This is a genomic window from Epilithonimonas zeae (genome assembly GCF_023278365.1).
Taxonomy (GTDB): Bacteria; Bacteroidota; Bacteroidia; order Flavobacteriales; family Weeksellaceae; genus Epilithonimonas; species Epilithonimonas zeae_A.
This window is the reverse complement of sequence record NZ_CP075338.1, coordinates 570956-596657: the sequence shown is the minus strand read 5'-3', so window position 1 is coordinate 596657 and position 25702 is coordinate 570956. Positions and strand designations below refer to the sequence as shown.

The window sequence follows — 25702 nt, the reverse complement described above, 5'->3', positions numbered from 1 at the left end:
ATTTTGTTCTCCTGCCGAAAGCGTTGCACAGATGATCAGTTATTTAGTCAATAATCTTAATAAGTTATAACTGTAAAATAGATTTATCTACGTCAATTTATTCTTTGAATGTAAGACATAATTTTATTTTTCCGCATTATTGCCAGCCTGGTATCTTTTAATAATTAAATCTCTTAATCTCTCTTCGTGCTGATCTCCCCACTGTCCCAAAGCACCTACAACTGGAATCACACTTTCACCAAACTCAGTTAAGCTATATTCTACTTTTGGGGGTACGACAGGGTAGATTTTCTTCGTGACCAACTCGTGGTCTTCCAGCTCTTTTAGCTGGATATTTAAAACTCTTCGAGATGCATCCGGAATTTTACGCTGCAATTCGCTCGGTCTTTTATGTCCCTGATTGATAAACCAAAGAAGACGGATTTTCCATTTGCCGTACAGCACTTCACCGATCAGGTCAAGACCACAATTCAGATTCGGAATTATTTTTCTCTCATACATAATGTAAAAGTAAGCGTATGTTTGGATTTGTGCAATAGGGGAATAATTTATCCCTATATGAATCGTAATTCCGTACTTGTATGAACTGTTTTTATACCCCAATTTTGTCCTATAAAACAAATCTAAAAAATGGAACAATTTAATTACAACAATGAGTTATCAGGCAAAATTGCATTGGTAACAGGAGGTACAAAAGGAGCTGGTAAAGCCATTGCAGACAGACTGCTACAAGCTGGCGCAACGGTTATTATTACTGCAAGAAATGCCCCTGAACAAGAAAACAGTAATCTTCATTTCATTGCATCCGATCTGAGTACAGCAGAAGGTACCCAAAAAATAATCAGCGAAGTGCTTTCGGGCTACAGAAGACTGGATATCCTGGTTAACAACCTTGGTGGATCATCTACTCCGGCAGGCGGGTTTGCCGCGCTTAATGACGAAGATTGGGAATCAACACTACAGGCTAATCTTTTGGCTTCGGTCCGGCTGGACAGAGGATTTTTACCGCAAATGATCGAGCGAAAAAGTGGTGTTATCATTCACATCGCTTCTATCCAAGGTAAACTGCCTCTCTATGATTCTACTTTACCTTACGCAGCTGCAAAAGCAGCATTGAGAAACTATAGCAAAAGCTTATCAAACGAAGTTACTCCTAAAGGTGTTCGTGTACTGGCGGTTTCTCCAGGATGGATTAATACCACAGCATCGGAAGCCTGGCTGGGCGAAATTGCAAGAAATTCGAACAGTACGGTAGAAGAAGCGCAACAGGGTGTAATGGATGCATTGGGAGGAATCCCTTTCGGAAGACCTGCTGAACCGGCCGAAGTTGCCGAATTTGTAGGCTTTCTGGTTTCACCAAGAGCCAGCTATTTAACAGGAACAGAATATGTAATCGATGGCGGAACCGTACCAACCATTTAATAATCATTAAAAAATAGAAAATATGAACTTACCAAATGTAATCAGCGAGTTAGTAAAAACACAGAATAATTTTGATAGTGCTGCTTATGCACAATGTTTTGCAGAAACAGCCGTAGTTTTTGATGAAGGCAAAACCCATACAGGGAGAAAAGAAATCGAACAGTGGATCGACAAATCCAACAAAGATTATAAAGCCACAATGGAGCCGGTAGATTATGATGAAAAAGAAAACATTCTATCGGCTAAAACTTCAGGATCATTCCCGGGCAGCCCCATTATTTTGAAATATTATTTTCAATTGTCCAATGGACTAATTCAGTCGTTGAAAATAACCGATTAGTAATTTAATAGAGGAAATTATAATATAGCTGAAATATATACTTCAGCTTTTCAAACTCTGCCAAAGTGTATGACAGTCAAGGTGAAGCTTTTTTTAAATATCTACTTAAAAAATAAATTCTTAGACATAAGAATCTGTAGAAGATTCTGACAGTTTTTCACTCAAATCTGACATTTTTTCCAACACTTGTTTTGGTATATTGTTTGTAAATTTTCAGCTGTGATCATTTAATTTATTGTTTAACATTAAAAAACGTTTGTTATGTCAATCGAAAAAAGAAGCAATGGCAGTTTGCTCCCTGCAAATCCACGTACACTGTTCGATGACTTTTTCAGTCGAGAACTTTTTAATTGGGGCAACAATAATTATTCTTCCACTCTTACCACTCTCCCATCCGTAAACATCAGGGAGAATCCTGAAAATTTCGTAGTGGAAGTCGCCGCGCCGGGTATGGAAAAACAAGATTTCCAAATAAGCCTGGAAGGTAATCTTCTCACCATCTCGTCTTCGAAGAAAAATGAAACGGAAGACAAAAATGACAATTACACCCGCAGAGAATTTAGCTATCAGGCTTTTCAGCGTAGTTTTGAGCTCGCAAGAGACGTAGTCGATGAAGAGCACATTGAAGCTAAATACGAAAACGGAGTGTTGAAGCTCACAATCCCTAAAAAGGAGGAAGCTAAAAAACGTCCTCCTAAGATGATCGAGATTCAATAATACAAGAGACAAATTTTATAATTGGTTTTCCTTATTGGAAAACCAATTTTATATACCAGCGGGAAAATTAATTCATTATCAATTTTAATGACTAAAAGTTATGGATGGGTTACTTTGGGCCGTATGCTTATTGTGCCTTATCACTTTAGGTATTATGCTTCTTTTGAAAAAACTGAACCAGCCTTATCTTATCGCTTACATCATTGCAGGTATTGTGTTGGGGCCACACGTTTTTGGGGTCTTTAAAAAACCGGATGAAATAGAAGTTATCGGTGAGCTCGGAATTCTGCTTCTAATGTTCTTTTTGGGGATGGAAATCAACGTTCCTAACAACAGCAGTTTGCTTATAAAACCGATTATTGCACAGAGTATGAAAATACTTTTAAGTTTTATCTGCGCTCTCGCCATAGGTTATATAACAGATTTTTCCCTGAAGGATATTATTCTTATCACCATACTTTTCATTTTCAACAGTACTGCTGTGGTGAGTGAGTTTTTGAAGAAACACGATACTTTAAAAACAACATTCGGTATAATGATCCTCAATATGCTGATATTTCAGGATCTGCTTCTTGCTCCGGTTCTAACTTTATTGAAAGTCCAAGGTCAGGAAAGTTTTGATTTCATTAACATCATCATACCTGTATTGGTCTGTATTGCTGTTTTCCTACTTTTGAAACGGATAAGAAATATACAGGAAATTAAGTTCCCCGTATTTTTTAATGCGATTGAAAAAGATCACGACCTTCAGGTATTTTTAGGTTTGATTATCTGTCTTGGATTTGGATTATTTGCCGAGACAGTGGGCTTAAGCGGAGCGCTTGGAAGTTTTATAGCCGGAGTTGTCGTGGGAAGGGTAAAATCATTTAACTGGCTCGAACATTCATTAATGCCCTTTAAAATATTTTTCACTACCCTTTTTTTTGTTTCCATAGGACTTCGCCTGGATCTTCCTTACCTGCTTTCTAATTTTAAAATGGTTTTGCTGGGCACTTTTTTTGTACTGGCAAGCAATAGTGTAATGTCTGCAATTATTTTCCGATTGCTAAAATTTAACTGGAAGGACAGTTGGTATGGTGGAGCCTTATTATCTCAAACAGGAGAATTTGGCATATTGGCATTATCAATTGCGTACAAAACAGGAATCATTGAATATAGCTTATACAAAACCGGGCTTGGAATTACCTGCCTTTCCCTATTATTATCTACAATCTGGATCGCTATCCTTAAAGGAATTATTGAGAAAAAATCTATGCTCATCATCAAAAATTAAGTGAGCCTGATTAAAATCAGACAGCATATACTGAAGACTTTTATTTCAAGAGTTTCAGATTTTCTTTTACTATCAACTTATCTCAAAAATTTGCAAACAACTACAAACAAAAAACGGCAGAAGCTTATGCTCCTGCCGTTTTTTCATTAAAATCTTTCCGTTTATAATAACTCACCCATTCCGAAAACCGTCAGTCCTTTGGCAAATTGCTCGGCTACAGCCTGATTAGCCGCTTCAATGTATTGACCGGTTATGGGGTCAACTACGGTGCGCAACGGCCGGCTGCCTTTTGGAGTCTCAATAAGTTTTACAATGGCATCGGCAACATCCTGCGGGTTAGGATTTTTAGACTGCATCTCTCTGCCTAATGCGGCTACCATTTTGTTAGGAATATCTGCAACGACGCTGTATCCTTCAAATACTTCCTGATCAGAGGCAGGGTTGTTCTTTTGCTGCATTTCTGTAGGGAATGCACCAGGTTCTACAACAGCTACATCAATACCCAAACGCTTGACTTCATAATGTAGCCCCTCACTGATTCCTTCCAGGGCAAACTTAGAGGCTGCATACATTGTAGCGAACGGGAATGATACCCTTCCAAAGCCACTCGTTATGTTAATGATCAGTCCATCGCCCTGTTTACGCATAGAAGGCAACACCTGTTTTATCAGTCGCCAAGGTGCATAAACATTAATATCAAAAGTAGTGTGCACATCGTTTACGGTAAAGCTCTCCGCAACACCGCCCATAGCGTAACCTGCATTGTTTATCAGTATATCAATAGTACCCTCTTTTTCTAAAACAGTCTCAATTGCCTGCTTTACGCTATGATCGTCTGTTAGATTAACATCCAGAACAGTGACGTTCTCTGTGGCAGAAAGAGCAACTGCTTTATCCGCATTACGACCTTTAGTATCACGCATCGTAGCATACACTTTATGACCTAGGGTTGCAATGCTATTGGCAGTAAGCCATCCAAATCCACTATTTGTACCTGTAATTAATACTATTTTTTTGTCCATTTTCTTGTCATTTAAAATTAATAATACAAATTTCGGCTTCTCTTACAAAAAGACATTTAGCAAATGGTAAAAAGCATTGTTAACGGATATTACGACGTATACGACTTAGCGATTGCTGGGTAACACCAAGATACGAGGCAACATAGGAAAGCGGAATGCGGTTGATAAGATTAGGAAACGCATCAATGAATGAGAGATAACGTGTCGTGGCATCTTCTGAAACCAACGGGCTGCGACGCTCCATCGCGAGGGTAAGGCATTTTTTCACCATCTTTGCTTTCATCATTTCCCAGCCTACAATAGTGTCTGAAATTTCATCCCAATCTTTTTTATTGAACACCAGCACTTTGCAATCTGTAACAGCCTGAACATATTCTGAGGCGGCAATCTGCGATTCGAACTTTCCGTTGTCGACTACAAAATTGCCTTCGTCCACAAAATAATTGGTTATCTCTTCACTCCTGTTGTTATAATAGCAAAAGCGGAACACACCTTCCAACACGAAAGCCACGTAACGCGGGACCTTTCCAGCTTCGGACAGGTAATCGTTTTTTTTCAATTCGAGCATTTCCACCTTACTTACCACAAACTCGATTTGTTGCTTATTCAGGTCACCAAATTGCAGAATAAGATTTATTAGCGCTTCCATTCTATAAAGATACTGAACGGCTTAAAGACATCAATTACCAAATGGTAAAAAATGTAGATTAACAATCCTTAAATGAGTTCATTCTTTTCTATGACTTATGAACTGACATTTAAATTATTTTTGTTTAATTCCAAGTAATCTAACCTTATCAAGCCAAATTTTCCGTTGATTCTCATCAGAGGTTTTTATAATTCCGATATAGCTAACTTTCACCGGTTTTATCCCGCAAAATTGTAAGATCGATTTCCTGAGCTGATTCACACTCGGTCTTCCATAAAACAGTCTGTAATACCATCCCGGCTGATCCAATGTTGTAATAATGTGTGCCGTTTTACCTTTTAAAAGTTTATCCCACCAAACAGAATTTTCTCTGTACTTAAAGGCAAATCCTGGTAAAAATAATCTATCAATAAATCCTTTTGTAATCGCCGGTAAACCGCCCCACCAAACAGGATGAATCCACACCAGATGATCAGCCCAAAGAATTTTTTCCCAAGATTCAACAAGATCAGGTTCCAGTTCCATTCTTTTCTGATATCCAAACTGAAGATTAGGATTGAAATTTAAGTCTGCGATAACAATTTCTCTTACCTCAGCTCCGGATTTAAGAGCTCCTTCTTTGTAAGATTCAGTAATTCCAAAATTGAATGAATCTTTATTTGGATGACCATTGACGATCAATATTTTTTTCATTCAGCTACTTTTATATTTATAGATTCATAGGATTTAAGCAATTCTAAGAGAGTTGAACCTTGATAGAGTTGATGACTAAAATAAATCTTGTTTTCATACTCATTATTAAAAAGTTGCTCGGTATGCAAAACAGCTGACAAAGCAGTTAATTCTGCCTGTCCTTTCAGACTCTGCAAGCTAATTTTTTTATATTGATTATTAGATTTTATAATGATTTCAAATACCGATTGATCACCATTTCCACTGGATCCAAAAAACCATTTTCCTTTCCTTTAAAGATAAAATATTATACAATCTGATTTTCTGAAAAGCTCCTAAAAGCCAGGTGATAAACTTTGAATTATAGGTCATTTTAACACTTACATCAGGAATATTTTCAATTTTATTTAAAATGTATAAATCAGGAACATCAAAATTGTAAGCCTGCCTCTTCCCGATCCCGAAAGAAAAATCAAACGTTTCAGAATTCAAAAAATGTTTAATGGAAACAGGCTGGTTGTTTTTATAATTTACAAAAGGTTTCGCTACATTTTCCGCCATAAAATGGGCAGAACTTTCTCCGGCAAGGTCTTTCACAGAATAATATACGAAAAGCTCAACCGACTGAATATCTTTCATTTTTATAGAAAATGAGGAAATTAAACCTCCGACAATGCCGCCCATCCAGCCGGAACTGAAAACTATTCTACTGTTAATGCTTTGTTTTTTAGCCAAACCATAGGCTTTTGTCAAATCAGGTGTAGGTTTTGTTATATCAATATAATCAATCTGATTTTTTATGGCAAAACTTAGAACATTGTCTTCTTTGTCGTTAACAGATAGAATGATTACATTTATTTTTTTATCCAGAATAGCCTGAAATGTCTGAGGTTTTGTAACATCAATAATTAAATCATTTTCTGTTTTACCCTTTTTCCTGCCACCGATAAAGATGTTGTAATGAGGATTTCTTGTTTTTAAAATACGGGCAATAGTTCTACCGACCATTCCGTTTCCTCCGACTATTAAGATGTTTGATTCCATAATTTTTTTTACAAAACTATAGAGTCGCCAATTGCTACAACAGGACAAATGTCTAAAAAGAGATTTCCTTTCTTATCCGGCTGAGATGCCTTTGAGTAATACCTAAATATGAGGCTAAATATTGCAAAGGAATATTCTGCACATAATCCGGCTGATTTTCTATTAATTTTTTATAACGCTGCGCAGCATTTTCCCTCTGGAACTGGAAAAAACGTTTTTCAAGTTCAAGATATTCCTGTTCTGCGATAACTTTCAGAAACTTTATCCAGTTTTGATTGCTTTGAGCGAGTTCTTCTATTTTAGATTTCTTTAAAATTAAAAGTTCAGCATTTGAAATAGCCTGCATCGTCTCTACACTGGGTTGACCTGATATAAATGAAGAATACGAAGCTAAAAGCTCGTTAGGAAACCTGAAACAGAAAGTACTTTCTTTACCATCATCTGAATTGTAGTAAGAACGAAATATTCCCGATTGTATAAAAGCTATTTCCTTACAACTTTCACCTTCTCGAACGAAAATATCATTTTTAGACATATTCCTGATTTCAAAACAATCTAATAAATGTTTGATTTCCTGTTCTGAGAATATATTAAAATTTTGGAAAAAGCTCTGGATCATTTACAATTTTAACAAAATTACATAAAAAATAGCTGTTCTTCTAAGGACTCCAATTCGATTGTACCCGAATAGATACTTTATTTTTTTCAAGTAATCTTTAAATATTTAATCCCCAATCTCCCATATCAAAAGGGTACAACCCACAAAAATATTACCTCCATACATCAAACTATCTGTTTTTTGGAAAGTTGCTGTAGTACAACATTCTAATTAAAGAACATCAATCATCACAAAAAGTTGAGTGGCTAAAGAGTAACAGTAATTAATTATGGAAATAAATATAGCACAGTCAATATTATTTAAATAAAAATTATAAACCGAACAGTTTAAAATTGTATATTTGCACCATTATGGCAAGAAAAAAAGAATTTGAATACGAAGAAAAACTTGATGTAGCAGTAAATCTGTTCTGGGAACAGGGCTATCACGTAACATCACTCAGTGATCTTGAAAACCATATGAAGATCAACAGAAGCAGTATTTATCCTACCTATGGCGATAAAAAAGAACTGTTGCTCAAATGCCTCGACAAATATCAGAAGTCAAGACTCATAGATTATCAGGCTTTTCTTCAGGATAATGGTAACAATGCGTTAGAAGATTTGATAAAAGTCCTGAAACTCTCGGTGGAGCAAAGTATTCAGGATAATAAAATTTGTCTGGCCGTAAGAATGATCTTTGAAATTGCCTTTGTAGATAAAGAGATAAATCAGATGCTTGTCGCAAACGAGAAAAAAATTGAACAGGTTTATCTCGCTATTTTACAGCGTGGTATACAGCAGAAATTATTAAGAAAAGAATTGAATGCAGAAACTACTGCCGCTTTTTTTGCAAGCTCATCTACAACCCTGCTTAAGAATTATGTTTTATATAAAGATAAGGCGCAAGTAGAAGCAATGATCAATCTAATGATTCAGTTTATCAGTCAGTAAGTACACATACTTCAATATCTAAGAAGTATTACAACTTGCAATACTTTAATTGATAACCATATATTTTTTTTACCCTATTTTAAACCGTTCAGTTTATTATGAAAACAAACTTAAATAAAAAGATAGCCTACATAGGATGCTTAGGCGTTGTTGGGATTATCAGCACAGAATTCGGGATCATTGTTATCTTGCCACAGATAGCAGAATACTACCATATCAATATTGCGACCGCCGGATATCTTCTGAGTGCTTTTGCTTTATTCATTGCCATTACAGGACCTTTCACGGTATTGTTTGCTTCTAAATTTGATAAGAAAAAAATAATGCTGTGGGCAATGGGATTATTTTTCATATCGAATTTCTTTTCCATCTTCAGTCATCCGTTCTGGATTTTGATGATCCTTAGAATACTTCCTACTCTACTTCATCCCGCATTTTTTTTCTATGGCTATCGCTGCAGCTGTAAAGGGAACTTCTCAAAAAGATCAGATGCACCTAACTTCTATCATTATTGGAGGAATTGCGATTGCTCAGGTTACACTTATCCCTGTGAGCACCTATTTAGCAAGCTTATACTCCTGGCAGATTACTTATGTGATTCATGGACTTATACTACTACTTACGATATTAATTATATTCAAAAATCTTCCTTCTATGCCCAACGAACGACCAGCTTCGTTTAGAAGTCAACTATCCATATTGACTCGACCAAGATTTATCTCAGGAACACTTCTGAATCTATTATTAATAACTGCCTGGTTTTGCTCCTACAGTTATTTTGCAGATTATTTGGGGAAAGAAAAACGAATGAGCGAACGAGAAATAAGCCTTTTACTGCTGTTATTCGGTGCAATGGGTGTACTTTCAAATTATGTAGCGGGTAAATTACTAGGAAAGAATATGTTCTGGACGACGCTGGTTTTTATTGCAGGTGTATTTGTCGTGCCTTTTGCATTTCAATACACAGATCATTCATTTCTAAATGTGGCCTTGGTTACTGCTTTCTGGGGAATTATGTATGGGCCTTGTTTCCTTATAGGTGTTGGATATATGATCTCAGCAGCACCAGACGCCAAAGAATTTGCCAATAGTATACAAACGTCATTTGGAAACTTGGGCGTTTCATTAGGAACATCTGTTGGTGGTTTTTTCATTTCACAAAATGGAATATCCATAACACCTTGGGTGGGAGTTATATTTGGTGTGCTGGCAGTTTTGGTGATCGTCTGGCGTGCTTATTTAGATAGAAATTCTCTTAAAGAAATATAATTCTCGCTGTTCATTCAAATAAAATTATAAAACTTTTTGGATACTTCTTTAATTGAATTAAAACTAAAGATGGCGCCAACTGATGTTAATTGGCGCCATTTTTAGTTGTCCTTTGATAAACACATAATTTATTTAAGGAATAACCACAACCACTTTACCAACTGTCCTGCCCGACTCCAGTTGAAGGTGTGCTTCTCTCATTTCGTTAAAAGAAAATATTTTAGAAATATGTGGTTTAATAGCTCCCGTTTCTAAAAGAAATGCCAATTCCTTCATATGTTCACCGTTGGATTTTACCAAAATGAAATAGCCATTTATACCCTTTGATTTAGCCTTTTCTGTAATTTCTTCATTCAAACCAGAGGGAATACTGATGATAGTTCCGCCGGATTTCGTAACCTCAATAGAATTATCGATATTATTTCCGCCAACAGTATCCAAAACAAAATCATATCCGGGTTTCTGTTCAGACCAGTTATAAGTATGATAATCGATGTAATGATCTACTCCTAAACTCAATACAAAATCCCTATTTTTTTCAGACGAAGTTCCGGTAACTGTCGCTCCCAAATATTTTGCCAACTGTACTGCAAAATGACCAACTCCACCGGAAGCAGCGTGAATGAGTATATTTTGCCCTTTCTGAACTTTCCCATTAACGACCAATGCCTGCCAAGACGTTAAAGCTGCTAAAGTTGACACAGCAGCTTCTTCGAAGGAAATATTTTGAGGTTTGATAGCCAGTTGAGAAGTCGAAGCAGCAACATATTCTGAATAAGCATTGCCATTTCCGGGAAAATTGACCATCCCAAAAACCTCATCTCCGACCTTAAAATCTGAGCTGTTGCTTTTCTCCACAATACCCGAAATATCCCATCCCAAAATAAAAGGGTTATCTTTTTTCATCAGACCATACATCCCTTCTCCTTTTCTGGTCTTTGCATCTACAGGATTGATACTGATGGCTTTTACTTTTATCAAAACTTCATCTGTACTAATCTCGGGAATCGGAAGTTCTGTATATTCCAATTGGTCAACATCTCCGGGAGATTTTAAAATGATTGCTTTCATTTTGACTATAAATATTTTCCAAGATTAAGTTCAACATCGCCATAGGTCTGTAATCCCTGGTCTAACAGTTTTTTAATTCTGGTTCTTGCTTCGGGTTCTGTTAATGATGCGAAGAAGGCTATCTGCGTTTCCATAATGTGTTCATTTTTTGGAATAATTACCCTTTCGTTCATCGTTGCCTTTATTTTCCTGATGATTTTCAAATCAAATGAGTCGATTCTTTTGGCTAAATTTTCTACGAATGCATCCAGCTCATTATCCGGAAATGCACGGTTAATCCAACCATAATCAGTAGCAGTTTGGGCGTCGTAATCGTCACCGCTCAAAATAATTTCCAGAGCCCTTGCCTTTCCTGTCAATAAATGGAGACGTTCCAGTCCGCCGCCACCTGGAAAAGAACCGATTCCGATTTCGGGTTGTGCAAAAACGGCTTTTTCCTTGCTTGCAAAACGCATATCGAAAGCCTGAATAAACTCGCTTCCCAACCCTCTCGCTCTTCCTCTGATCGACGCAATGCTTACAAACGGAGCCTGTTCAAGGCGTTTAGCAACATCGGGCCAAGATTTTGAAAGCCCTGTTTTTCCCTCACCTTTCGGAAAATCAAAAATATTAACCAATTCTGCGTGAGCGACATAAAATTCTGGATTAGAACTTTCAAAAACCACTACTTTCAAAGTTTCGTTGGCTTCCAATTCATCCATTAACGTCCTTAACTGAACCGAAAATTCAGGGTCGAATACGTTTACCGGAGGATGATTAATAGCTACTTTCCAATAGCTTTCGGTTATTTTTTGTGTTGTAAAAATCATAATAATACTTTTAATTGATGTAAATCTTAAGACATAACTTTTTTGTCTGTTCAAAATTAATTGCACAAATGCTGGATTTTTAACACAAATCGGGGAATATCTTATCCTTTTCTCTGATTTTTGACTTCTGTAGGAGAAATGCCTTTAATCTTTTTAAAAAATCTGGAGAAATAAGGAACGTTCGTAAAACCTAATTGGTAAGCCACATCGCTGATATTCATATTGGTCTGAAGCAATAAGATTTCGGCCTGCTCAATCACAAATTCCTGAATATAATTGATGGTACTTTTCCCGGTTTCTGCACGAATAAGGTCTGTAAGGTAGTTAGAAGACATATTAAGCTCTTCGGCAACAGACGAGACGGTAGGAAAATTTGAAACGGGTTTTGATAGATCGTTATAATGGTTTTGCAGGAAGCTTTTTAATTTTGAAGATACTGATACGGCCTTTATTGCTTTGTCTTTGAATTGTCTTTCATAAAAGACATCGGCGTAAGAAAGCACGACATTTAACAGGGACAGAATAATATTGATATTGGCATTGACTTTATTTTCCACCAACTCCATATGAATTTTTGTAAAAAGCCAGGTAATAGTCTCTTCTTCTTCCGCAGTCATAAACAACGCATCATTGATCTCGTAACTGAAATATTTATACTGATGGATTTTGGCAGCAACCGGATTTTGCTTGATGAGATCAGGATGGAAAACAAATGCGTAACCGTCCCAGAAAGTCAGACTATCCCAGGAAACGACCTGTCCCGGCTCGCTAAAAAGCATCAATCCGTTCTCGGTATAATATTTATTGTTTCCGTAATTGATATCTCCGGTAAAGTTTTTCTTCAGCGAAATCTTGAACAGATTAACCTGAATTTCACCACTCGCCTGCGGAAAATTGGGAATGGCCTGTTTGCAGACCCTACTGTCCATCAATGGATGCAGAGGAGATTTGAGATTCAGGTATTTGTTGTAATTTGTAAGATCGCTGAAGGTTTTCATAGAACAAAGTTGCGAAATTGTCTTGAATTATAAATTAAGTTGATTTTTTATATTTGTTTTTTGCAAGAATTGAATAAACTAGAAAGACAACTATATAAATGCGTTTATCCTCGTAGGACTGTAGCCAAAATGTTTTTTGAATGTATAGGAAAAATGAGACAAATCTTCGAAACCAAGGTCTAAATAAATATCAGATGGCGATTTTTCTTTTTCCTTGATTAAAAAATGAGCTTCATCTAAGCGTTTCTGTAAAATCCATTTGTGTGGCGAAGTGTGAAAAACCTTTTCAAAATCACGTTTAAAAGTCGCCAAACTGCGACCTGTGAGATAAGCAAATCGGTCAAGATTGACATTATAACGGTAATTCTGAATCATAAAAGCTACTAAATCTATTTTATGAGGCTCGGAAAAATCGAAAAGAATATTTTTGAGCTCAGGCTGAGACTGTAATAAAATTAAAATAAGTTCTTTTATTTTCAGATTGACAAGTAACTTATTTTCAAGGCTATTGCTATCAATCATTGTTTGCAAAGAGATGAAAAAATTTTTAATAAGCTCATTTACTATTATGGGAACAAGCGGTTTGGTTTCTACAAAATGCTCCGAAGTAAAGTTGTATTCTTTTCCGGCATTTCGGAGATTTTCCTCGCTCAAATAGATATTCATACTTTCAAAAACACCATTTTCTGGCGGATATTTCACAAATTTCACCAGTTGGTTTTTTCGAATAAGATTAAAATCTCCTTCTTTTGCAAGATATGTTTCTTTACCATCGGCCAATGCAAAACTTCCCGACAACTGAAACGAAAGCGTATGTTGAGGAACAAAATTTTCTCCTTTGCGGCTAACCTCGTGATAACAGGAATAAACAATCTCTGATTTCTCGCTCATAATGTTAATGATAAATGACAAAGCGCCATCTCTGCAATAACGCTTTATCAAATTTACAAATTATTATTTCAGAATAGCTTTAGTTTCAAGGTAAGGCTGAAGTCCAAATTCGCCATATTCTCTACCAATTCCCGACTGCTTAAAGCCACCAAACGGAACCATCGGGTCGTGACGGAAACCATTAATACAAACTCTTCCGGCATCTATTCTGGAAGCTACTTTTTCTGCTCTTTCATTATCTGAAGAACTGATGTAAGCCGCCAAACCATAAGGTGTATCATTGGCAATTCTAATCGCATCCTCTTCATCTTTGTAGGGAATAATGGATAAAACAGGTCCAAAAATTTCTTCCTGCGCAATTCTCATTTCGTTTTTCACATTGGTAAAAATGGTCGGTTTTACAAAGTTACCAGCTTCCAAATCTTCCGGTTTTCCTATTCCGCCGGCTAACAAAGTTGCACCTTCTTCGATTCCAATTTTGATATAATCCTGAACTCTTTCGAATTGTTTTATACTTACCATCGGTCCAACATTTGTTTCTTCGTTCTCCGGTAGTCCAACTACAATTTTTTCGGCTACAGATTTTGCGATGGTATTGACCTCATCCAATTTATCTTGAGGAACCAAAAGTCTTGTTGGCGCAATACAAGCTTGTCCGCTATTCATATAAGCGCCATAAATTGCCATTGGAATAACTTGGTTTAAGTCTACATCATTCAGAATAATATTAGGAGATTTCCCACCAAGTTCCAAGGTTACTCTTTTCATTGTGTCTACGGCATTTTTTGCAATAAGTTTCCCCACTACTGTAGAACCTGTGAACGAAATTTTGGCAACATCAGAATTATTAGTCAATTCCGTTCCAACAACATTTCCCAAACCAATTACGAAGTTGATCACACCTTTCGGCAAACCCGCATCGTGAAAGGCTTCCATAAGAATTTGCGTCTGTAAACTGCTCATTTCGCTTGGCTTTATTACAACTGTACATCCTGCCGCAATTGCTGTGACGACTTTACTTGTTACTGAGCTGTTGCTCGCATTCCAAGGTGTGATGATTCCAACAACGCCTACTGGTTGCAATTGAACTGTTGAAGAATTAATATTTCTTTTAAATTTAAAATTCTGGAGAACTTCCATCATACTGTCAAACCAGCTTCCCGTATTTTGATTGCTCATCGTTGCAAACTGACGTGTTCCACCATATTCCTCAATCATTATATTAATCAAGTCTTGCTCTCTTTTTTCAACTGCAATTTTAAGTTTTTCAAGATAATAAATACGCTCTGAAACCGTTGTCTGAGAAAATGTTTTGAAAGCTTCCTTTGCTGCAGAAATAGCTTTGCGAGTATCAATTTCATCTGCAAGAATTACTTCACCAATCTTGATATTGCTTGCAGGATTAATTAAATCGAAAGTTTCGGTTCCGTGAGGTGTTACGAATTCGCCATTGATGTAAATTTTATTTACTTTTTTCATTTTGTTAAATTTTAATGAGACAAAGGTAGAATCAATAAAATCAAATTACTTTGTAAAAAAGCTCAATTATGGTTTGTAGAAAAGCTCATTAAAGTAAAAAAGCTTAGATAATAAAATCCAAGCCTTAAAATTGTAAATATTTCACTCCTAAAAAAGTGACTGTTTAATTTTTTCTATCACATCGTCATCGGAACTTCCATCAACAAAATCTCTGTATCTTCTGAAGTCGATTTAATGTTCAAAGCGGAAATATCCCAGATTCCGAAACCGTCTCTTTTTTCCAGTTTTTGACCTTCAATTTCTGCGCTTCCTTTTAGAATAAATGCATAAACACCATTTCCTTTTTTCTTAATCTGATAATTGGTTTCGATATTATTTTCAAAATTCCCTAAGTGAAACCAAGCGTCCTGATGGATCCAAACACCTTCATCATCTGGATTTGGAGAAAGAATTTGCTGGAATTGATTCTGACTTTTCGTTTTGTCTAAAGTAATCTGGTCATATCTTGGTGTTACATTTCTTTTGTTTGGATAAACCCAGATTTGAAGAAACTTTACCAGACTGTCATTATTTTTATTGAACTCGCTGTGCATAATTCCTGTTCCTGCACTCATTACCTGAATGTCTCCACTCTTGATAATCGCAGAATTTCCCATACTGTCTTTATGCTCCAAATCACCTTCCAATGGAATACTGATGATTTCCATATTGTCGTGTGGATGTGTTCCGAAACCTCTTCCAGCCTCAACTTTATCATCATTCAGAACTCTTAAAACTCCGAAATGCATTCTCTCCGGATTATGATAATTGGCAAAACTGAAGGTATGATTACTGACTAACCAACCGTGGTCGGCTTTCCCTCTGGAATCTGCTTTGTGAAAGACCGAATTGTCTTTGATTTTTGAATCCGTATTTGGTAAATGATTATATCCGATTGGTTCTAACGGTTCGATTTCGTCAATCTCATTTTTCATTGTATTGCCTAATGAAGCGGATGCAACAAACATTCCTGTTCCCAATAATCCTTTCTTTAAAAAATCTTTTCTGTCCATATCTGTTGTTATTTATTCGTTTTGATACAGCAAATTTAAACTGATGAAAACTCCTGCACATTTAACTAGTTTAATAAATAGACTTTGAGCAAAAAAAAATGCCAGATATTTTCATATTTGACATTTGTATAATTTTAAACATATTGTTTTATTTCTGCTTATTCGCTAAACGCTTTCTAATCGTACTCACAAATTCCTTAGAAACCCCAAGATAAGAGGCAATATAATACTGCGCTACACGCTGCGGAATTGTAGGATACACTCTTATAAACTCCAGATAACGGTCTGTTGCAGGTTGCGAAATCGTATTAACCAAGCGGTTTTGAAGCGTCACCACATAACGCTGCATCATCATTCGGAAAGCTCTTTCGAACTTCGGAACTTTCTGCAACAATTCTTCTTTCGTTTCCGGAGTCAGCATATAGATTTCTGTATCTTCCAGCGTTTCGATGAAAATCTTCGAAGGTGTTTTGTTATTAAAAGAATCAATATCGGTAATCCACCAGTCTTCAACAGCGAACAGAAGCGTCACTTCAAACCCATTTTCATCAAGATAATATGTCCGCACACAACCTTCTTTTATAAAACCTTCGAACTGGCAAATCTCTCCTTCACGCAGAAGATGCGTTTTCTTCGGAAACTTCTGAAGCGTGAGCAAATCTTCATAAATCTTTTCCTCTTCCGGAGTTAAAGTTACAAACCGCGAGATGTTTTTGATGATATTTTGAAACATAAATCTATTTTACGGCTGCAAATTAGGAAAAAGTGTGTAAACTTCATTCTTCAGAAGCCCGCTTCCTCCACCGTAATGGTCGATTACTTTCACATCTTTATCCAAAGCTGAACAAAAAACTTTGATGTCATTTTCAAATTTCTCATCCAAACCGGAACTTAATAAAACGATATCAACCTGATTTTCTTTAATATAATCCCCACAAACAGTTTCATCACTTCGGATTTCCGCTTTCCAGCCGTCGTTATTTTCGATGATTCTTTTTAAAGTTTCAAGAATTTCCTGATTTTTTCCAATCACTAAAAAATTTAATGTTTTCATTTTTACAATTTATAAATGAATAAAAAGTGAAGTTCTTTCCTTCTTTTCGAGGTTTTTGGTTTTGTGGCCTTTACCGGAAATATCTTCTACCAAAAGAATTTCTCCCGTTTGAAACTGTCTGATTTCTCCAAGCGAAGTTTCAATTTCTACGCCGCCATCCAATAATACAATATATTGCTTTTGTGGAGCGTGATGAAAATCGTAATCATACTCGGCAGAAACTTTTCGGAACTGCAATTTTTTGACATTGATATCATCTGACAAAAATCCAATTTCGCCTTGATTGATTAATGGAATTTCTACGTCTTCGAAGTGAGAATCGCCGTTTTCGTCGCTGAATATTCTTGTGATTTTCATTATGTAATTAATTTTTATTGGAGTTTAAAAGTATTTTAAATTATCGCAGATTTTTCTGATTTAGCAGATCAGTGAAATCTGCTAAATCAGAAAAATCTGCGAGAGAATAAATCATTTAAAAACAATAGAATTTGCCAATTCAATTTCCTCCTGATTGATGGAATGTCCGAAGTTGGCATAGACTTTCTCGGTAACATCAGCATTCATTTCCTTCAAAATATTTGCAGTTGCATACACTCTTTCTACCGGAACGTGGAAATCAGGATTACTCGTTCCCAGGAAAATCGGAGTCTGTGCAAAATCGCCCTTGTAATTTTCACGATTGATTTTTTCACCAATAACTCCGCCGATGATAGCAACCGCCCCACCAAATTTCTGAGCATTTCTTGCTAAAAATTCCAATGTCAAACACGCACCCTGTGAAAATCCGAAAAAGTAAATATTTTCAGCCTTAATTCCTGCATCCAAAGCAGTTTGAACCGTTTTTCCTATAGTCTCTATTGCTGAGGACAACCAAGGTTCATTTTGTTCTGTTGGCACAATGAATGAAAAAGGATACCAGGTTCCGTTCGTAGCCTGTGGTGCCAATAATGCATAACCTCCTACATTCAAATGTTGTGACAGGCTCAAAATATCCTGTGCACTTCCGCCTCTTCCGTGAATCATTATTAAAACTTTTTCAGCTTCATTCAATGATTTTCCTCCTGTTTTTATATCTAAAATATGACTCATTTTTATCTGTATTTTTCTGTTGGATAATTAAATTGGGGTAAAACCTCAACCAAATGTTCTCTTTGCTTTTCAAACTGTGACGGCAGACTTAAATGTTCGCCCAAAGATGCCAATTCTTCATCCACATCGAAACCTGGTCCTGAAGTGGCGATTTCAAATAAAACTCCGCCCGGCTCCTTGAAATATACAGAGGTGAAATATTTTCTGTCTTTCACTTCGGTATGTTCCAACCCGAATTGGTTTAATTTTTCAATCATTTCAAGCTGAGTTTCCGCATTTGGAGTGGCAAAAGCGACGTGATGAACGGTTCCTCTTCCTGCCAAACCTTTCAGAGCAGTCGGTGTGCATAGCAAATCGATATATTTCCCCGGTTTATCTTCAGTTCCAAATCTGAATCGGTCTGAACTTTCTGCAATTAATTGATGATCCATTTGAGTAGTCAGCAAAGCTGCAGTTCTTTCGTAAGCATCCAGCCAGATTTCTACGTGGTGAATTCCTTTGAGGGCAAAATCTTTCGGAATAAATCCATTGTTATAACCTTTTCTATCATCCTTCTCATTAAAAACCAGCTCCAAACCCAATCCGTCAAAATCTTCCAGATAAATAAAAACTTCGCCCGAAAATCTTTGCTGAGGCTGTTTAAAAGGAATATTAAACTGTTCCAAACGGTTCGTCCAATAATCCAAAGCATCCATCGAAACCGAGAAAGCAGTCGTATTCAGCATTCCCTTGCCGTGTCTTCCGTTGATTAAGCCTTTTCCATAAGGGAAAGTTGTCATAATAGTTCCCGGCGTTCCGAACTCGTCCCCGAAATACAAATGATAAACCTCAGAATAATCAAAATTAACGGTTGTTTTTACCAATCGAAGGCCTAAAACTCCGGTGTAAAAATCTATATTTTCCTGTGTATCGCCTGTGATAGCGGTAACGTGATGAAGTCCTGTGATGAGTGACATTTTAGTTGATGGTATTTGTTGATTGTTAATGGCTTTCAGTGTTTGATCTTCAGATTTTATGCTTCTTCTTTAAACCAGACATCGTTGTATTCTTCCGGATGACGTTTGAATTGCGCGTGAACGTACGGACAAAGCGGAACGATTTTCAAATCATTTTCTCTGGCATAAGAAACCAATTGATTTAATAATAATTTCGCAAAACCATTTCCTGCATATTCGTCATCAACCTCGGTGTGATAAACAGTTAATTTATCTTTAATCACCGAAATATCCATTTTACCTGCCTTTTTATCGTCTGAGAAAAGCTGAACTTCTCCTCTTGCGTTTTCTAAAACTACTTTTGTTGTTTCCATAATATTATTGCTTATTGCTTATTGCTTATTGCTTATTGCTTATTGCTTATTGCTAAATTACTCTGTTAATTAATGATAATGAATGACCTATGATAACTTCGGCAACACTTCTTCTATTTTTGAACGTAAAGGTTCGTGCTGTTTTGGAAGTTTTAAGTTGTTTCCCAATTCATTTAACGGTTCATCTACAGTGAATCCAGGATTATCGGTTGCGATTTCGAATAAAACACCGCCCGGTTCACGGAAATACAATGAGTAGAAATAATCTCTGTCAATTTTTGGGGTAATATTCAATCCTGCAGACATTACTTTTTCACGGAATTCCATTAAAATATTGTCATCTTTTACTCTGAAAGCTACGTGGTGATTGGTTCCTCCCGCATTTCTTCCAGCCTGAATTTTATCGTTTTCAATAATATCGACAAGATTTGCAGTTTCAATGGCATCGGTTGCAAATCTGTATCTTTCACCTTCCTGTTTTTGTAAATCGTATCCGAAAATATCCGTTAAAACTTTAATCGTTGGATCAGCTTTTTTCAAGGTTAAAGTGATGTTATGGAAACCTTTCAAAGCATTTTCGTCTTTAATATCATCGGTTGTCCAGACTTTTCTGTCATCTGGTGTAGAAGATTCGATAAATTGTAATTGTAAACCGTCCGGGTCTTGGAATGAAATCAGTTTTTCACCGAAAATTTCTCCTTCTTCAACGTTTACATTAAACTGCTGCAATCTGTTTTTCCAAAATTCTAAGCTTCCTTTTGGAACAGAATATCCGATGTGCGTTGCCAAACCTGAACCGTTGGTTCCTTTACCAATTCCTTCCCAAGGAAAGAACGTTAAGATCGTTCCCGGAGTTCCTTCTTCGTTTCCGAAATAAAAATGATAGGTTCCCGGATCGTCAAAGTTTACGGTTTTCTTTACCAGTCTTACTCCTAAAACCTGAGTATAAAAATCTAAGTTTCTTTTTGCGTTGTCTGCAATCGCTGTGATATGGTGCAGCCCTAATATTCTATTTTCCATTTTGTTGATTGTTTAATTTTGATATGACAAATTTATGATGGTTAGAAATGCTGCACATTTAACTAGTTTAATAAATGAGTTTTTCAATCAAATTCAGATAAAATATTTTCAATACCAAATTCAACGACTCATTTTGCCCATTCACCGAAAAATCTCTCAATTCCGCAACATTCCATCCGAACTTTACATCATCAAAAAAGAACAACTTAAATCTCACTATTATGAAAACAAAAATCGGAATTACAGAAAAAAACACACAAGCTGTTGCAGATCAATTGGCAAAACTTTTAGCTGATGAAACGCTTCTTTATATCAAAACAAGAAACGCACACTGGAACGTCACCGGAGATAATTTCCACGCCAATCACCTTTTTTTCGAGGAGCAATACAAACAATTGGATGAACTGATTGACAGCGTTGCAGAACGTATGCGTAAAATCGGACATTATGCACCAGCAACAATGAAAATCTACCTTGAATTAACCCATCTTACAGAATACAGCGATAGAACCAACGACGGTTTAGGCTATATGAAAGACCTCTTGAGCGACCACGAAAGCATCATTGAATTCCTACGAGGAAACATCACCCCTTTTGCCGAAGAATTCAAAGATTACGGAACCAGCGATTTCATTACGGGATTGATGGAAACCCACGAAGAAATGGCCTGGATGATCCGTTCATATTTCAGATAATTGGGAAAAGAAAAAAGGAATAATTATATTTGTGTAAAATCATAAATAACTATCCCTATGAAAGCTTTAATCGTCGATGACAACGACATTGCAAGAACAACATTATCACATTTGGCAAAACAAATTCCGAGTCTTACAATTGTCAATGAATTTTCCAACGCGATTGAAGCTTACAATTATCTGCAGACCCATCCTGTTGATCTCATTTTCTTAGACATCGAAATGCCTGAAATGACAGGGATAGAACTCACCAAAAATCTCTCAGGAAAAGAAACAATCATCATTTTCACTACATCTAATAAAGAATATGCACTCGAAGCTTTCGAATTGAATATCGCAGATTATCTGTTAAAACCTGTGATGCCGGCAAGATTTTTACAGGCAGTAAGCAAAGCACAGGCTATTCTTGAAAGCCGAAAGGAAAATGTAGAAATCACAAAAGACGAGTTTCTTTTCGTACGGGATTCCAATATTACAAGACGCCTGAAACTGGATGATATTTTGTATGCAGAAGCAATGGGCGATTACGTTAAGTTCTATACAAGAGAAAAAATGTTTGCCATCCACGGCAAGATGAAAACGGCGGAAGAACGTCTACCGAAAGATCATTTCATCAGAGTTCATCGGTCTTACATCGTTTCTGTCGGTAAAATTGATACACTTCAGGACGGCGGAATTATGATTAACGGAAAATTCATTCCCGTTGCGGACGCTTACCGAAAAGCACTCAATACGAGAATGAATGTTTTTTAGGATTTGGGCAGCTTAATCCGCCTTCCGCTCCCGCTTTTTTGTCATTGCGAACGAAGTGAAGCAATCTGTTGAACTATTCAGCAATCGCAATGACAAAAAGAGCTCCGCTCAAGTCGGGCTGCAACAATTCGCCGTTCCAATTGCAATGCAAAAATTCCCCTCTTTTGGAGGGGTGGCGAAAATTCGAAGAATTTTTGACGGGGTGGTTAACAATAATTTTAAAGTCAACATAATAGACTTATGAAAAAGATATCCTCAGTAATGAACAACAGGAGATTCAGTTACTTCATTATTCTCACATTTATTGTGGGGTCTCTCCTATTGATTGCAGTTCAGATCAATTCAGCCCAAAATACAAAGGAACTTATTCGTAACAATAACAAACTTCTCGAAGAATTACGTTCAAGCAACCATTTGCGTGAAATTGACCGTGATATTTTAGGCGTTGAAAGCAGGATCCGAGCTTCCATTGCAACCAATGATACCACTCACCTTGAAGGAATCGACCAAAAGATCAATCAGATAGAAAACTTTTTGGATTCCCTTTCCAAAGACAATGCCGATACAGAGGAAGAAAGATTAATTCACCGGTTGAGTGTTCTCGCGATGGACAAGAAAACAACGAAGGATAAATTATTGCTGCGTTATCATACCCTCGGAAATATGGACGATCAGACTTCCATTGCTAATCCAAGAGCCAGAAAAATATCGAACGAAATCACTTCTATCACCGCAAAGATCTATGAAAGTCGAAAAATTCATATGGTAGATCTCAGCAAAAAAAACGAGGAAATGGGACAGAAAGCCAGATTGTATGATATTTCCTTGCTGATTCTTTTGATCTTAAGCGGATCTATCGTTGGCTATCATATTCTTCGCCAGTTTAAACGTCAGAGATTGCTGATCCAGGAATTGGATGTTGCGGAGAAAAAAGCTTCGGTTGCCGCACAGACCAAAGAAAATTTTTTAGCCAATATGAGCCACGAAATCAGAACACCTCTGAGCGGAATTTTGGGCTTTACCAACCTTTTACAAAAAAGACCATTGGATGAAACTTCAAAAGAATTTGTATCATCCATTCAACGCTCAGGAGAAAATCTGATGGCCATTATCAATGACATCCTGGATTTATCCAAAATCGAAGCAGGAATGATGCGTATTACCAAAGGAATATTCAGTATCAACGGATTGGTGAATTCTGTCGAAACGTTTTTTGTGGAACGTGCCAAAGAAAAAGGATTAGCGATTTCCAGCAAAATAGATTCCTCGATTCCTGATACTTTGAACGGTGATGCAACAAGACTCACTCAAATTTTAGTCAACCTCATCGGAAATGCTATCAAATTTACCCATCACGGAAATATCAGTATCGAAATTTACAATAAACATCAAACTGAAAACGAAGTGATTGTCGGTTTTAAAGTTTCAGATACAGGAATTGGAATCGATAAAGAAAAGCTTAGCGAGGTTTTTGAAAGATTCAATCAGGGTGAAGATTCTACAACAAGAAATTATGGCGGAACCGGGCTTGGCTTATCCATTGTGAAAAGTTTAATTCAATTGCAAAATGGCGATATTGAGGTAATGAGTGAACAGGGAAAAGGCACGACTTTTCATTTTTACATTCCTTATGCCATTGCGAAAGAACAGATTAATGTGGTGCCTTCTGTTAATATCAATTATTTCAAAGATAAATCCAATGTACCTTTAAAAGTTTTAATTGTAGATGATAACGCGATCAATCAAAGCCTGATGAAACATCTTCTCTCGCAATGGAACATTGATTATGATATTGCAAACAACGGTCTGGAAGCGGTGGAATATCTCAGAAATAACGATTGCGATTTGGTTTTAATGGATATTCAGATGCCACAAATGGACGGTTATGCTGCAACACAAAAAATCCGTGAAGAATTAAAACTTGATATCCCGATTATCGCAATGACGGCGCACGCACTGGCGGGAGAACGGGAAAGATGTATGAGCCGCGGAATGAACGAATATATTTCCAAACCCGTCAATGAAGATGAATTATTTAAATTGATTTCAGGTTTCGGATTGAAAGAAGGTAAAAATAATCAAGCAAAAGCTAAGGAAAACAGTACTGTTTATCAATATATTGATCTTACTTATATGAAATCCATCAGCAATGGAGATAAAGATTTTGAAAGAACGGTCACACAGCAGTTTTTAGACAAAATTCCGGTACATCTTCAGGAAATGAAATCGGGTTATGAAAAAGCCGATTTTACGATCGTAAAATTAAGAGCTCACGATTTGAAATCAAGTGTGGCAATAATGGGATTACTACCATTATTAGAAGAAAAACTGAATATTTTGGAATTAACCAACAACGAAAATCCAATATCGAAACAGGCTTTGGAAGAAACACGAGATATTTTGCTGAAATCACTTGATGAAAGCAAATTATTTTTACAATCACTATAAATATAAAATATAATGAACTTATTCTCACCTTTAACCCTGCGCCAGCTGACCCTGAAAAACAGAATCGTGGTATCACCAATGCAACAATACAGTGCAAAAAACGGCATCCCGGGAAATTGGCATCTTGTCCATCTCGGTGGAAGAGCCGTTGGCGGAGCAGGTTTGATAATGACCGAATGCACCGCTATATCTCCAGAAGGTTTAGCTACTCTGAGCGACGTCGGAATCTGGAATGACGAGCAGAAAGATGCGTGGAAAAACATTGTCGATTTTGTACACGAGCAGGATGCAAAAATAGGAATGCAACTCTGGCATTCCGGTGGAAAAGGAAGCCTGAAACATCCCAACGAAAAAATGAAGCCACTTCCTAAAGAAGAAGGTGGCTGGACTGTAAAATCCTCTTCGCCTACAGAAATGAACGGTGTGATTCCTGAGGAATTGACGGTTGATGAAATTCAGGAGTTGAAAGTAAAATTTGTAGAAGCTTCACACAGAGCTGTGGAGGCAGGTTTTGACACCATAGAACTGCACGCCGGTCACGGTTATCTTTTCCACCAGTTCTATTCCGCAGTCATTAATAAAAGAAATGACGAATATGGCGGAAGTCTGCAAAACAGAATCCGTTTTCTGGTAGAAACTGTTGGCGAAGTACGAAGATCAATTCCTGACGGAATGCCTCTTTTGGTGAGAATCTCGGCGGTCGATTATCTGCAAACACCGGATGCGTGGACTTTGGATGACAGCATTATTCTCGCAAAAATTCTTAGGGAAAACGGTGTCGATCTTATCACGGCTTCAGGCGGTGGATTTGCCAACGTCAGCAAAGACCGTGTTTTTCCTAATTATCAGGTTCCGTTCTCATCAACTATCAGACAACAGACCGGGATTGCAACAGGTGCGGTCGGGATGATTACCGAAGCTGTTCAGGCAAATGATATTATCGTGAATGATGAAGCAGATTTGATTTTCATCGCCAGAGAACATTTGCGTGACCCTTATTTTGCATTACATTCCGCGAAAGAATTGGAATTGGAGGTTGAGATTCCGTGGCAGTATAAAAGAGCTTTTTAAATAT

At 36.9% G+C, this 25702-nt stretch carries 29 protein-coding genes and 1 pseudogene; 11 read left to right on the top strand and 19 right to left on the bottom strand.

Annotated elements, in window-relative coordinates; translation table 11 throughout:
- Window positions 1-123: 123 nt before the first annotated feature.
- Window positions 124-603, bottom strand: a complete 480-nt coding sequence (locus KI430_RS02440) for a winged helix-turn-helix transcriptional regulator (RefSeq protein WP_248876699.1) — start codon at window positions 601-603, stop codon at window positions 124-126.
- A 27-nt stretch (window positions 604-630) separates the two neighbouring features.
- Here KI430_RS02440 and KI430_RS02435 point away from each other — a divergent pair, with 27 nt between their 5' ends.
- The 4 genes from KI430_RS02435 to KI430_RS02420 all read left to right on the top strand — a co-directional run bounded on the left by KI430_RS02435 (window position 631) and on the right by KI430_RS02420 (window position 3752).
- On the top strand, window positions 631-1422 hold the full coding sequence (locus tag KI430_RS02435; protein ID WP_248876698.1) for an SDR family oxidoreductase: 792 nt from the start codon (window positions 631-633) through the stop codon (window positions 1420-1422).
- Window positions 1423-1444: 22 nt separating this feature from the next.
- Window positions 1445-1762: a nuclear transport factor 2 family protein gene (locus KI430_RS02430; RefSeq protein ID WP_248876697.1), complete on the top strand. Its 318-nt coding sequence runs from the start codon at window positions 1445-1447 to the stop codon at window positions 1760-1762.
- Between the two features lie 261 nt (window positions 1763-2023).
- Window positions 2024-2479 (top strand): Hsp20/alpha crystallin family protein, encoded by a 456-nt coding sequence (locus KI430_RS02425; protein ID WP_248876696.1) that lies wholly within the window; start codon window positions 2024-2026, stop codon window positions 2477-2479.
- A gap of 100 nt (window positions 2480-2579) precedes the next feature.
- Complete coding sequence (locus KI430_RS02420) at window positions 2580-3752, top strand: cation:proton antiporter (RefSeq protein WP_248876695.1); 1173 nt, start codon at window positions 2580-2582, stop codon at window positions 3750-3752.
- 161 nt (window positions 3753-3913) lie between these two features.
- Here KI430_RS02420 and KI430_RS02415 read toward each other — a convergent pair whose 3' ends face one another.
- The 5 genes from KI430_RS02415 to KI430_RS02395 form a co-directional block, all read right to left on the bottom strand.
- Window positions 3914-4774, bottom strand: coding sequence for an SDR family oxidoreductase (locus KI430_RS02415; RefSeq protein WP_248876694.1), 861 nt, complete (start codon window positions 4772-4774; stop codon window positions 3914-3916).
- A gap of 79 nt (window positions 4775-4853) precedes the next feature.
- On the bottom strand, window positions 4854-5423 hold the full coding sequence (locus tag KI430_RS02410) for a Crp/Fnr family transcriptional regulator (protein WP_248876693.1): 570 nt from the start codon (window positions 5421-5423) through the stop codon (window positions 4854-4856).
- Window positions 5424-5537: 114 nt separating this feature from the next.
- The gene (locus KI430_RS02405) at window positions 5538-6116 is read right to left on the bottom strand and encodes an NAD(P)H-dependent oxidoreductase (RefSeq protein ID WP_248876692.1); all 579 of its coding nucleotides are present in this window, start codon (window positions 6114-6116) and stop codon (window positions 5538-5540) included.
- Between the two features lie 231 nt (window positions 6117-6347).
- Complete coding sequence (locus KI430_RS02400) at window positions 6348-7139, bottom strand: saccharopine dehydrogenase (protein WP_248876691.1); 792 nt, start codon at window positions 7137-7139, stop codon at window positions 6348-6350.
- A 52-nt stretch (window positions 7140-7191) separates the two neighbouring features.
- Window positions 7192-7758 carry a Crp/Fnr family transcriptional regulator gene (locus KI430_RS02395; RefSeq protein ID WP_248876690.1) on the bottom strand — a complete coding sequence of 189 codons (567 nt, stop codon included), beginning with the start codon at window positions 7756-7758 and terminating at the stop codon, window positions 7192-7194.
- Between the two features lie 350 nt (window positions 7759-8108).
- Between KI430_RS02395 and KI430_RS02390 the strand changes: the two genes are divergently transcribed.
- From KI430_RS02390 to KI430_RS18010, 3 genes and pseudogenes are all read left to right on the top strand, one after another.
- On the top strand, window positions 8109-8690 hold the full coding sequence (locus KI430_RS02390) for a TetR/AcrR family transcriptional regulator (protein ID WP_248876689.1): 582 nt from the start codon (window positions 8109-8111) through the stop codon (window positions 8688-8690).
- 98 nt (window positions 8691-8788) lie between these two features.
- Window positions 8789-9058 (top strand): annotated as a pseudogene (locus KI430_RS18095) (MFS transporter); the annotation flags it as partial.
- Between the two features lie 76 nt (window positions 9059-9134).
- A complete protein-coding gene (locus KI430_RS18010) occupies window positions 9135-9959 on the top strand; it encodes an MFS transporter (protein WP_262920875.1) in 825 nt (274 codons plus the stop codon).
- A gap of 132 nt (window positions 9960-10091) precedes the next feature.
- Here the strand turns inward: KI430_RS18010 and KI430_RS02375 are convergent, their stop codons facing one another.
- The 13 genes from KI430_RS02375 to KI430_RS02315 all read right to left on the bottom strand — a co-directional run bounded on the left by KI430_RS02375 (window position 10092) and on the right by KI430_RS02315 (window position 20731).
- The gene (locus KI430_RS02375) at window positions 10092-11030 is read right to left on the bottom strand and encodes an NADP-dependent oxidoreductase (protein WP_248876688.1); all 939 of its coding nucleotides are present in this window, start codon (window positions 11028-11030) and stop codon (window positions 10092-10094) included.
- 5 nt (window positions 11031-11035) lie between these two features.
- The gene (locus KI430_RS02370; protein WP_248876687.1) at window positions 11036-11839 is read right to left on the bottom strand and encodes an enoyl-CoA hydratase/isomerase family protein; all 804 of its coding nucleotides are present in this window, start codon (window positions 11837-11839) and stop codon (window positions 11036-11038) included.
- A 101-nt stretch (window positions 11840-11940) separates the two neighbouring features.
- Window positions 11941-12837, bottom strand: coding sequence for a helix-turn-helix domain-containing protein (locus KI430_RS02365; RefSeq protein ID WP_248876686.1), 897 nt, complete (start codon window positions 12835-12837; stop codon window positions 11941-11943).
- A 90-nt stretch (window positions 12838-12927) separates the two neighbouring features.
- Complete coding sequence (locus tag KI430_RS02360; RefSeq protein ID WP_248876685.1) at window positions 12928-13728, bottom strand: AraC family transcriptional regulator; 801 nt, start codon at window positions 13726-13728, stop codon at window positions 12928-12930.
- Window positions 13729-13791: 63 nt separating this feature from the next.
- A complete protein-coding gene (locus KI430_RS02355; RefSeq protein ID WP_248876684.1) occupies window positions 13792-15207 on the bottom strand; it encodes an aldehyde dehydrogenase family protein in 1416 nt (471 codons plus the stop codon).
- 176 nt (window positions 15208-15383) lie between these two features.
- Entirely contained in the window at window positions 15384-16259 is an 876-nt protein-coding gene (locus tag KI430_RS02350) for a pirin family protein (protein WP_248876683.1), read from the bottom strand.
- Between the two features lie 148 nt (window positions 16260-16407).
- Complete coding sequence (locus KI430_RS02345; RefSeq protein ID WP_248876682.1) at window positions 16408-16992, bottom strand: Crp/Fnr family transcriptional regulator; 585 nt, start codon at window positions 16990-16992, stop codon at window positions 16408-16410.
- A gap of 9 nt (window positions 16993-17001) precedes the next feature.
- Window positions 17002-17313 carry a hypothetical protein gene (locus KI430_RS02340; RefSeq protein ID WP_248876681.1) on the bottom strand — a complete coding sequence of 104 codons (312 nt, stop codon included), beginning with the start codon at window positions 17311-17313 and terminating at the stop codon, window positions 17002-17004.
- Between the two features lie 9 nt (window positions 17314-17322).
- The gene (locus KI430_RS02335; protein WP_248876680.1) at window positions 17323-17670 is read right to left on the bottom strand and encodes a hypothetical protein; all 348 of its coding nucleotides are present in this window, start codon (window positions 17668-17670) and stop codon (window positions 17323-17325) included.
- Between the two features lie 111 nt (window positions 17671-17781).
- Window positions 17782-18402 carry an alpha/beta hydrolase gene (locus KI430_RS02330; RefSeq protein ID WP_248876679.1) on the bottom strand — a complete coding sequence of 207 codons (621 nt, stop codon included), beginning with the start codon at window positions 18400-18402 and terminating at the stop codon, window positions 17782-17784.
- A gap of 2 nt (window positions 18403-18404) precedes the next feature.
- Window positions 18405-19358 (bottom strand): ring-cleaving dioxygenase, encoded by a 954-nt coding sequence (locus KI430_RS02325; RefSeq protein WP_248876678.1) that lies wholly within the window; start codon window positions 19356-19358, stop codon window positions 18405-18407.
- 56 nt (window positions 19359-19414) lie between these two features.
- Window positions 19415-19711, bottom strand: coding sequence for a GNAT family N-acetyltransferase (locus KI430_RS02320; protein WP_248876677.1), 297 nt, complete (start codon window positions 19709-19711; stop codon window positions 19415-19417).
- Window positions 19712-19798: 87 nt separating this feature from the next.
- Window positions 19799-20731 (bottom strand): ring-cleaving dioxygenase, encoded by a 933-nt coding sequence (locus tag KI430_RS02315; RefSeq protein WP_248876676.1) that lies wholly within the window; start codon window positions 20729-20731, stop codon window positions 19799-19801.
- A 221-nt stretch (window positions 20732-20952) separates the two neighbouring features.
- Between KI430_RS02315 and KI430_RS02310 the strand changes: the two genes are divergently transcribed.
- The 4 genes from KI430_RS02310 to KI430_RS02295 all read left to right on the top strand — a co-directional run bounded on the left by KI430_RS02310 (window position 20953) and on the right by KI430_RS02295 (window position 25698).
- Window positions 20953-21426: a Dps family protein gene (locus KI430_RS02310; protein ID WP_248876675.1), complete on the top strand. Its 474-nt coding sequence runs from the start codon at window positions 20953-20955 to the stop codon at window positions 21424-21426.
- Window positions 21427-21483: 57 nt separating this feature from the next.
- Entirely contained in the window at window positions 21484-22179 is a 696-nt protein-coding gene (locus tag KI430_RS02305) for a LytR/AlgR family response regulator transcription factor (protein ID WP_248876674.1), read from the top strand.
- A 240-nt stretch (window positions 22180-22419) separates the two neighbouring features.
- A complete protein-coding gene (locus KI430_RS02300; protein ID WP_248876673.1) occupies window positions 22420-24627 on the top strand; it encodes a hybrid sensor histidine kinase/response regulator in 2208 nt (735 codons plus the stop codon).
- A 12-nt stretch (window positions 24628-24639) separates the two neighbouring features.
- Window positions 24640-25698: an NADH:flavin oxidoreductase/NADH oxidase gene (locus KI430_RS02295; protein WP_248876672.1), complete on the top strand. Its 1059-nt coding sequence runs from the start codon at window positions 24640-24642 to the stop codon at window positions 25696-25698.
- The last annotated feature ends 4 nt before the right edge of the window (window positions 25699-25702 follow it).

Excerpts from the sequence above, each read along its gene's own strand:
- KI430_RS02435 (WP_248876698.1), top strand. The coding sequence starts at position 631 with ATGGAACAATTTAATTACAACAATGAGTTATCAGGCAAAATTGCATTG.
- KI430_RS02430 (WP_248876697.1), top strand. The coding sequence starts at position 1,445 with ATGAACTTACCAAATGTAATCAGCGAGTTAGTAAAAACACAGAATAAT.
- KI430_RS02425 (WP_248876696.1), top strand. The coding sequence starts at position 2,024 with ATGTCAATCGAAAAAAGAAGCAATGGCAGTTTGCTCCCTGCAAATCCA.
- KI430_RS02420 (WP_248876695.1), top strand. The coding sequence starts at position 2,580 with ATGGATGGGTTACTTTGGGCCGTATGCTTATTGTGCCTTATCACTTTA.
- KI430_RS02415 (WP_248876694.1), bottom strand. The coding sequence starts at position 4,774 with ATGGACAAAAAAATAGTATTAATTACAGGTACAAATAGTGGATTTGGA.
- KI430_RS02410 (WP_248876693.1), bottom strand. The coding sequence starts at position 5,423 with ATGGAAGCGCTAATAAATCTTATTCTGCAATTTGGTGACCTGAATAAG.
- KI430_RS02405 (WP_248876692.1), bottom strand. The coding sequence starts at position 6,116 with ATGAAAAAAATATTGATCGTCAATGGTCATCCAAATAAAGATTCATTC.
- KI430_RS02400 (WP_248876691.1), bottom strand. The coding sequence starts at position 7,139 with ATGGAATCAAACATCTTAATAGTCGGAGGAAACGGAATGGTCGGTAGA.
- KI430_RS02395 (WP_248876690.1), bottom strand. The coding sequence starts at position 7,758 with ATGATCCAGAGCTTTTTCCAAAATTTTAATATATTCTCAGAACAGGAA.
- KI430_RS02390 (WP_248876689.1), top strand. The coding sequence starts at position 8,109 with ATGGCAAGAAAAAAAGAATTTGAATACGAAGAAAAACTTGATGTAGCA.
- KI430_RS18010 (WP_262920875.1), top strand. The coding sequence starts at position 9,135 with ATGGCTATCGCTGCAGCTGTAAAGGGAACTTCTCAAAAAGATCAGATG.
- KI430_RS02375 (WP_248876688.1), bottom strand. The coding sequence starts at position 11,030 with ATGAAAGCAATCATTTTAAAATCTCCCGGAGATGTTGACCAATTGGAA.
- KI430_RS02370 (WP_248876687.1), bottom strand. The coding sequence starts at position 11,839 with ATGATTTTTACAACACAAAAAATAACCGAAAGCTATTGGAAAGTAGCT.
- KI430_RS02365 (WP_248876686.1), bottom strand. The coding sequence starts at position 12,837 with ATGAAAACCTTCAGCGATCTTACAAATTACAACAAATACCTGAATCTC.
- KI430_RS02360 (WP_248876685.1), bottom strand. The coding sequence starts at position 13,728 with ATGAGCGAGAAATCAGAGATTGTTTATTCCTGTTATCACGAGGTTAGC.
- KI430_RS02355 (WP_248876684.1), bottom strand. The coding sequence starts at position 15,207 with ATGAAAAAAGTAAATAAAATTTACATCAATGGCGAATTCGTAACACCT.
- KI430_RS02350 (WP_248876683.1), bottom strand. The coding sequence starts at position 16,259 with ATGGACAGAAAAGATTTTTTAAAGAAAGGATTATTGGGAACAGGAATG.
- KI430_RS02345 (WP_248876682.1), bottom strand. The coding sequence starts at position 16,992 with ATGTTTCAAAATATCATCAAAAACATCTCGCGGTTTGTAACTTTAACT.
- KI430_RS02340 (WP_248876681.1), bottom strand. The coding sequence starts at position 17,313 with ATGAAAACATTAAATTTTTTAGTGATTGGAAAAAATCAGGAAATTCTT.
- KI430_RS02335 (WP_248876680.1), bottom strand. The coding sequence starts at position 17,670 with ATGAAAATCACAAGAATATTCAGCGACGAAAACGGCGATTCTCACTTC.
- KI430_RS02330 (WP_248876679.1), bottom strand. The coding sequence starts at position 18,402 with ATGAGTCATATTTTAGATATAAAAACAGGAGGAAAATCATTGAATGAA.
- KI430_RS02325 (WP_248876678.1), bottom strand. The coding sequence starts at position 19,358 with ATGTCACTCATCACAGGACTTCATCACGTTACCGCTATCACAGGCGAT.
- KI430_RS02320 (WP_248876677.1), bottom strand. The coding sequence starts at position 19,711 with ATGGAAACAACAAAAGTAGTTTTAGAAAACGCAAGAGGAGAAGTTCAG.
- KI430_RS02315 (WP_248876676.1), bottom strand. The coding sequence starts at position 20,731 with ATGGAAAATAGAATATTAGGGCTGCACCATATCACAGCGATTGCAGAC.
- KI430_RS02310 (WP_248876675.1), top strand. The coding sequence starts at position 20,953 with ATGAAAACAAAAATCGGAATTACAGAAAAAAACACACAAGCTGTTGCA.
- KI430_RS02305 (WP_248876674.1), top strand. The coding sequence starts at position 21,484 with ATGAAAGCTTTAATCGTCGATGACAACGACATTGCAAGAACAACATTA.
- KI430_RS02300 (WP_248876673.1), top strand. The coding sequence starts at position 22,420 with ATGAAAAAGATATCCTCAGTAATGAACAACAGGAGATTCAGTTACTTC.
- KI430_RS02295 (WP_248876672.1), top strand. The coding sequence starts at position 24,640 with ATGAACTTATTCTCACCTTTAACCCTGCGCCAGCTGACCCTGAAAAAC.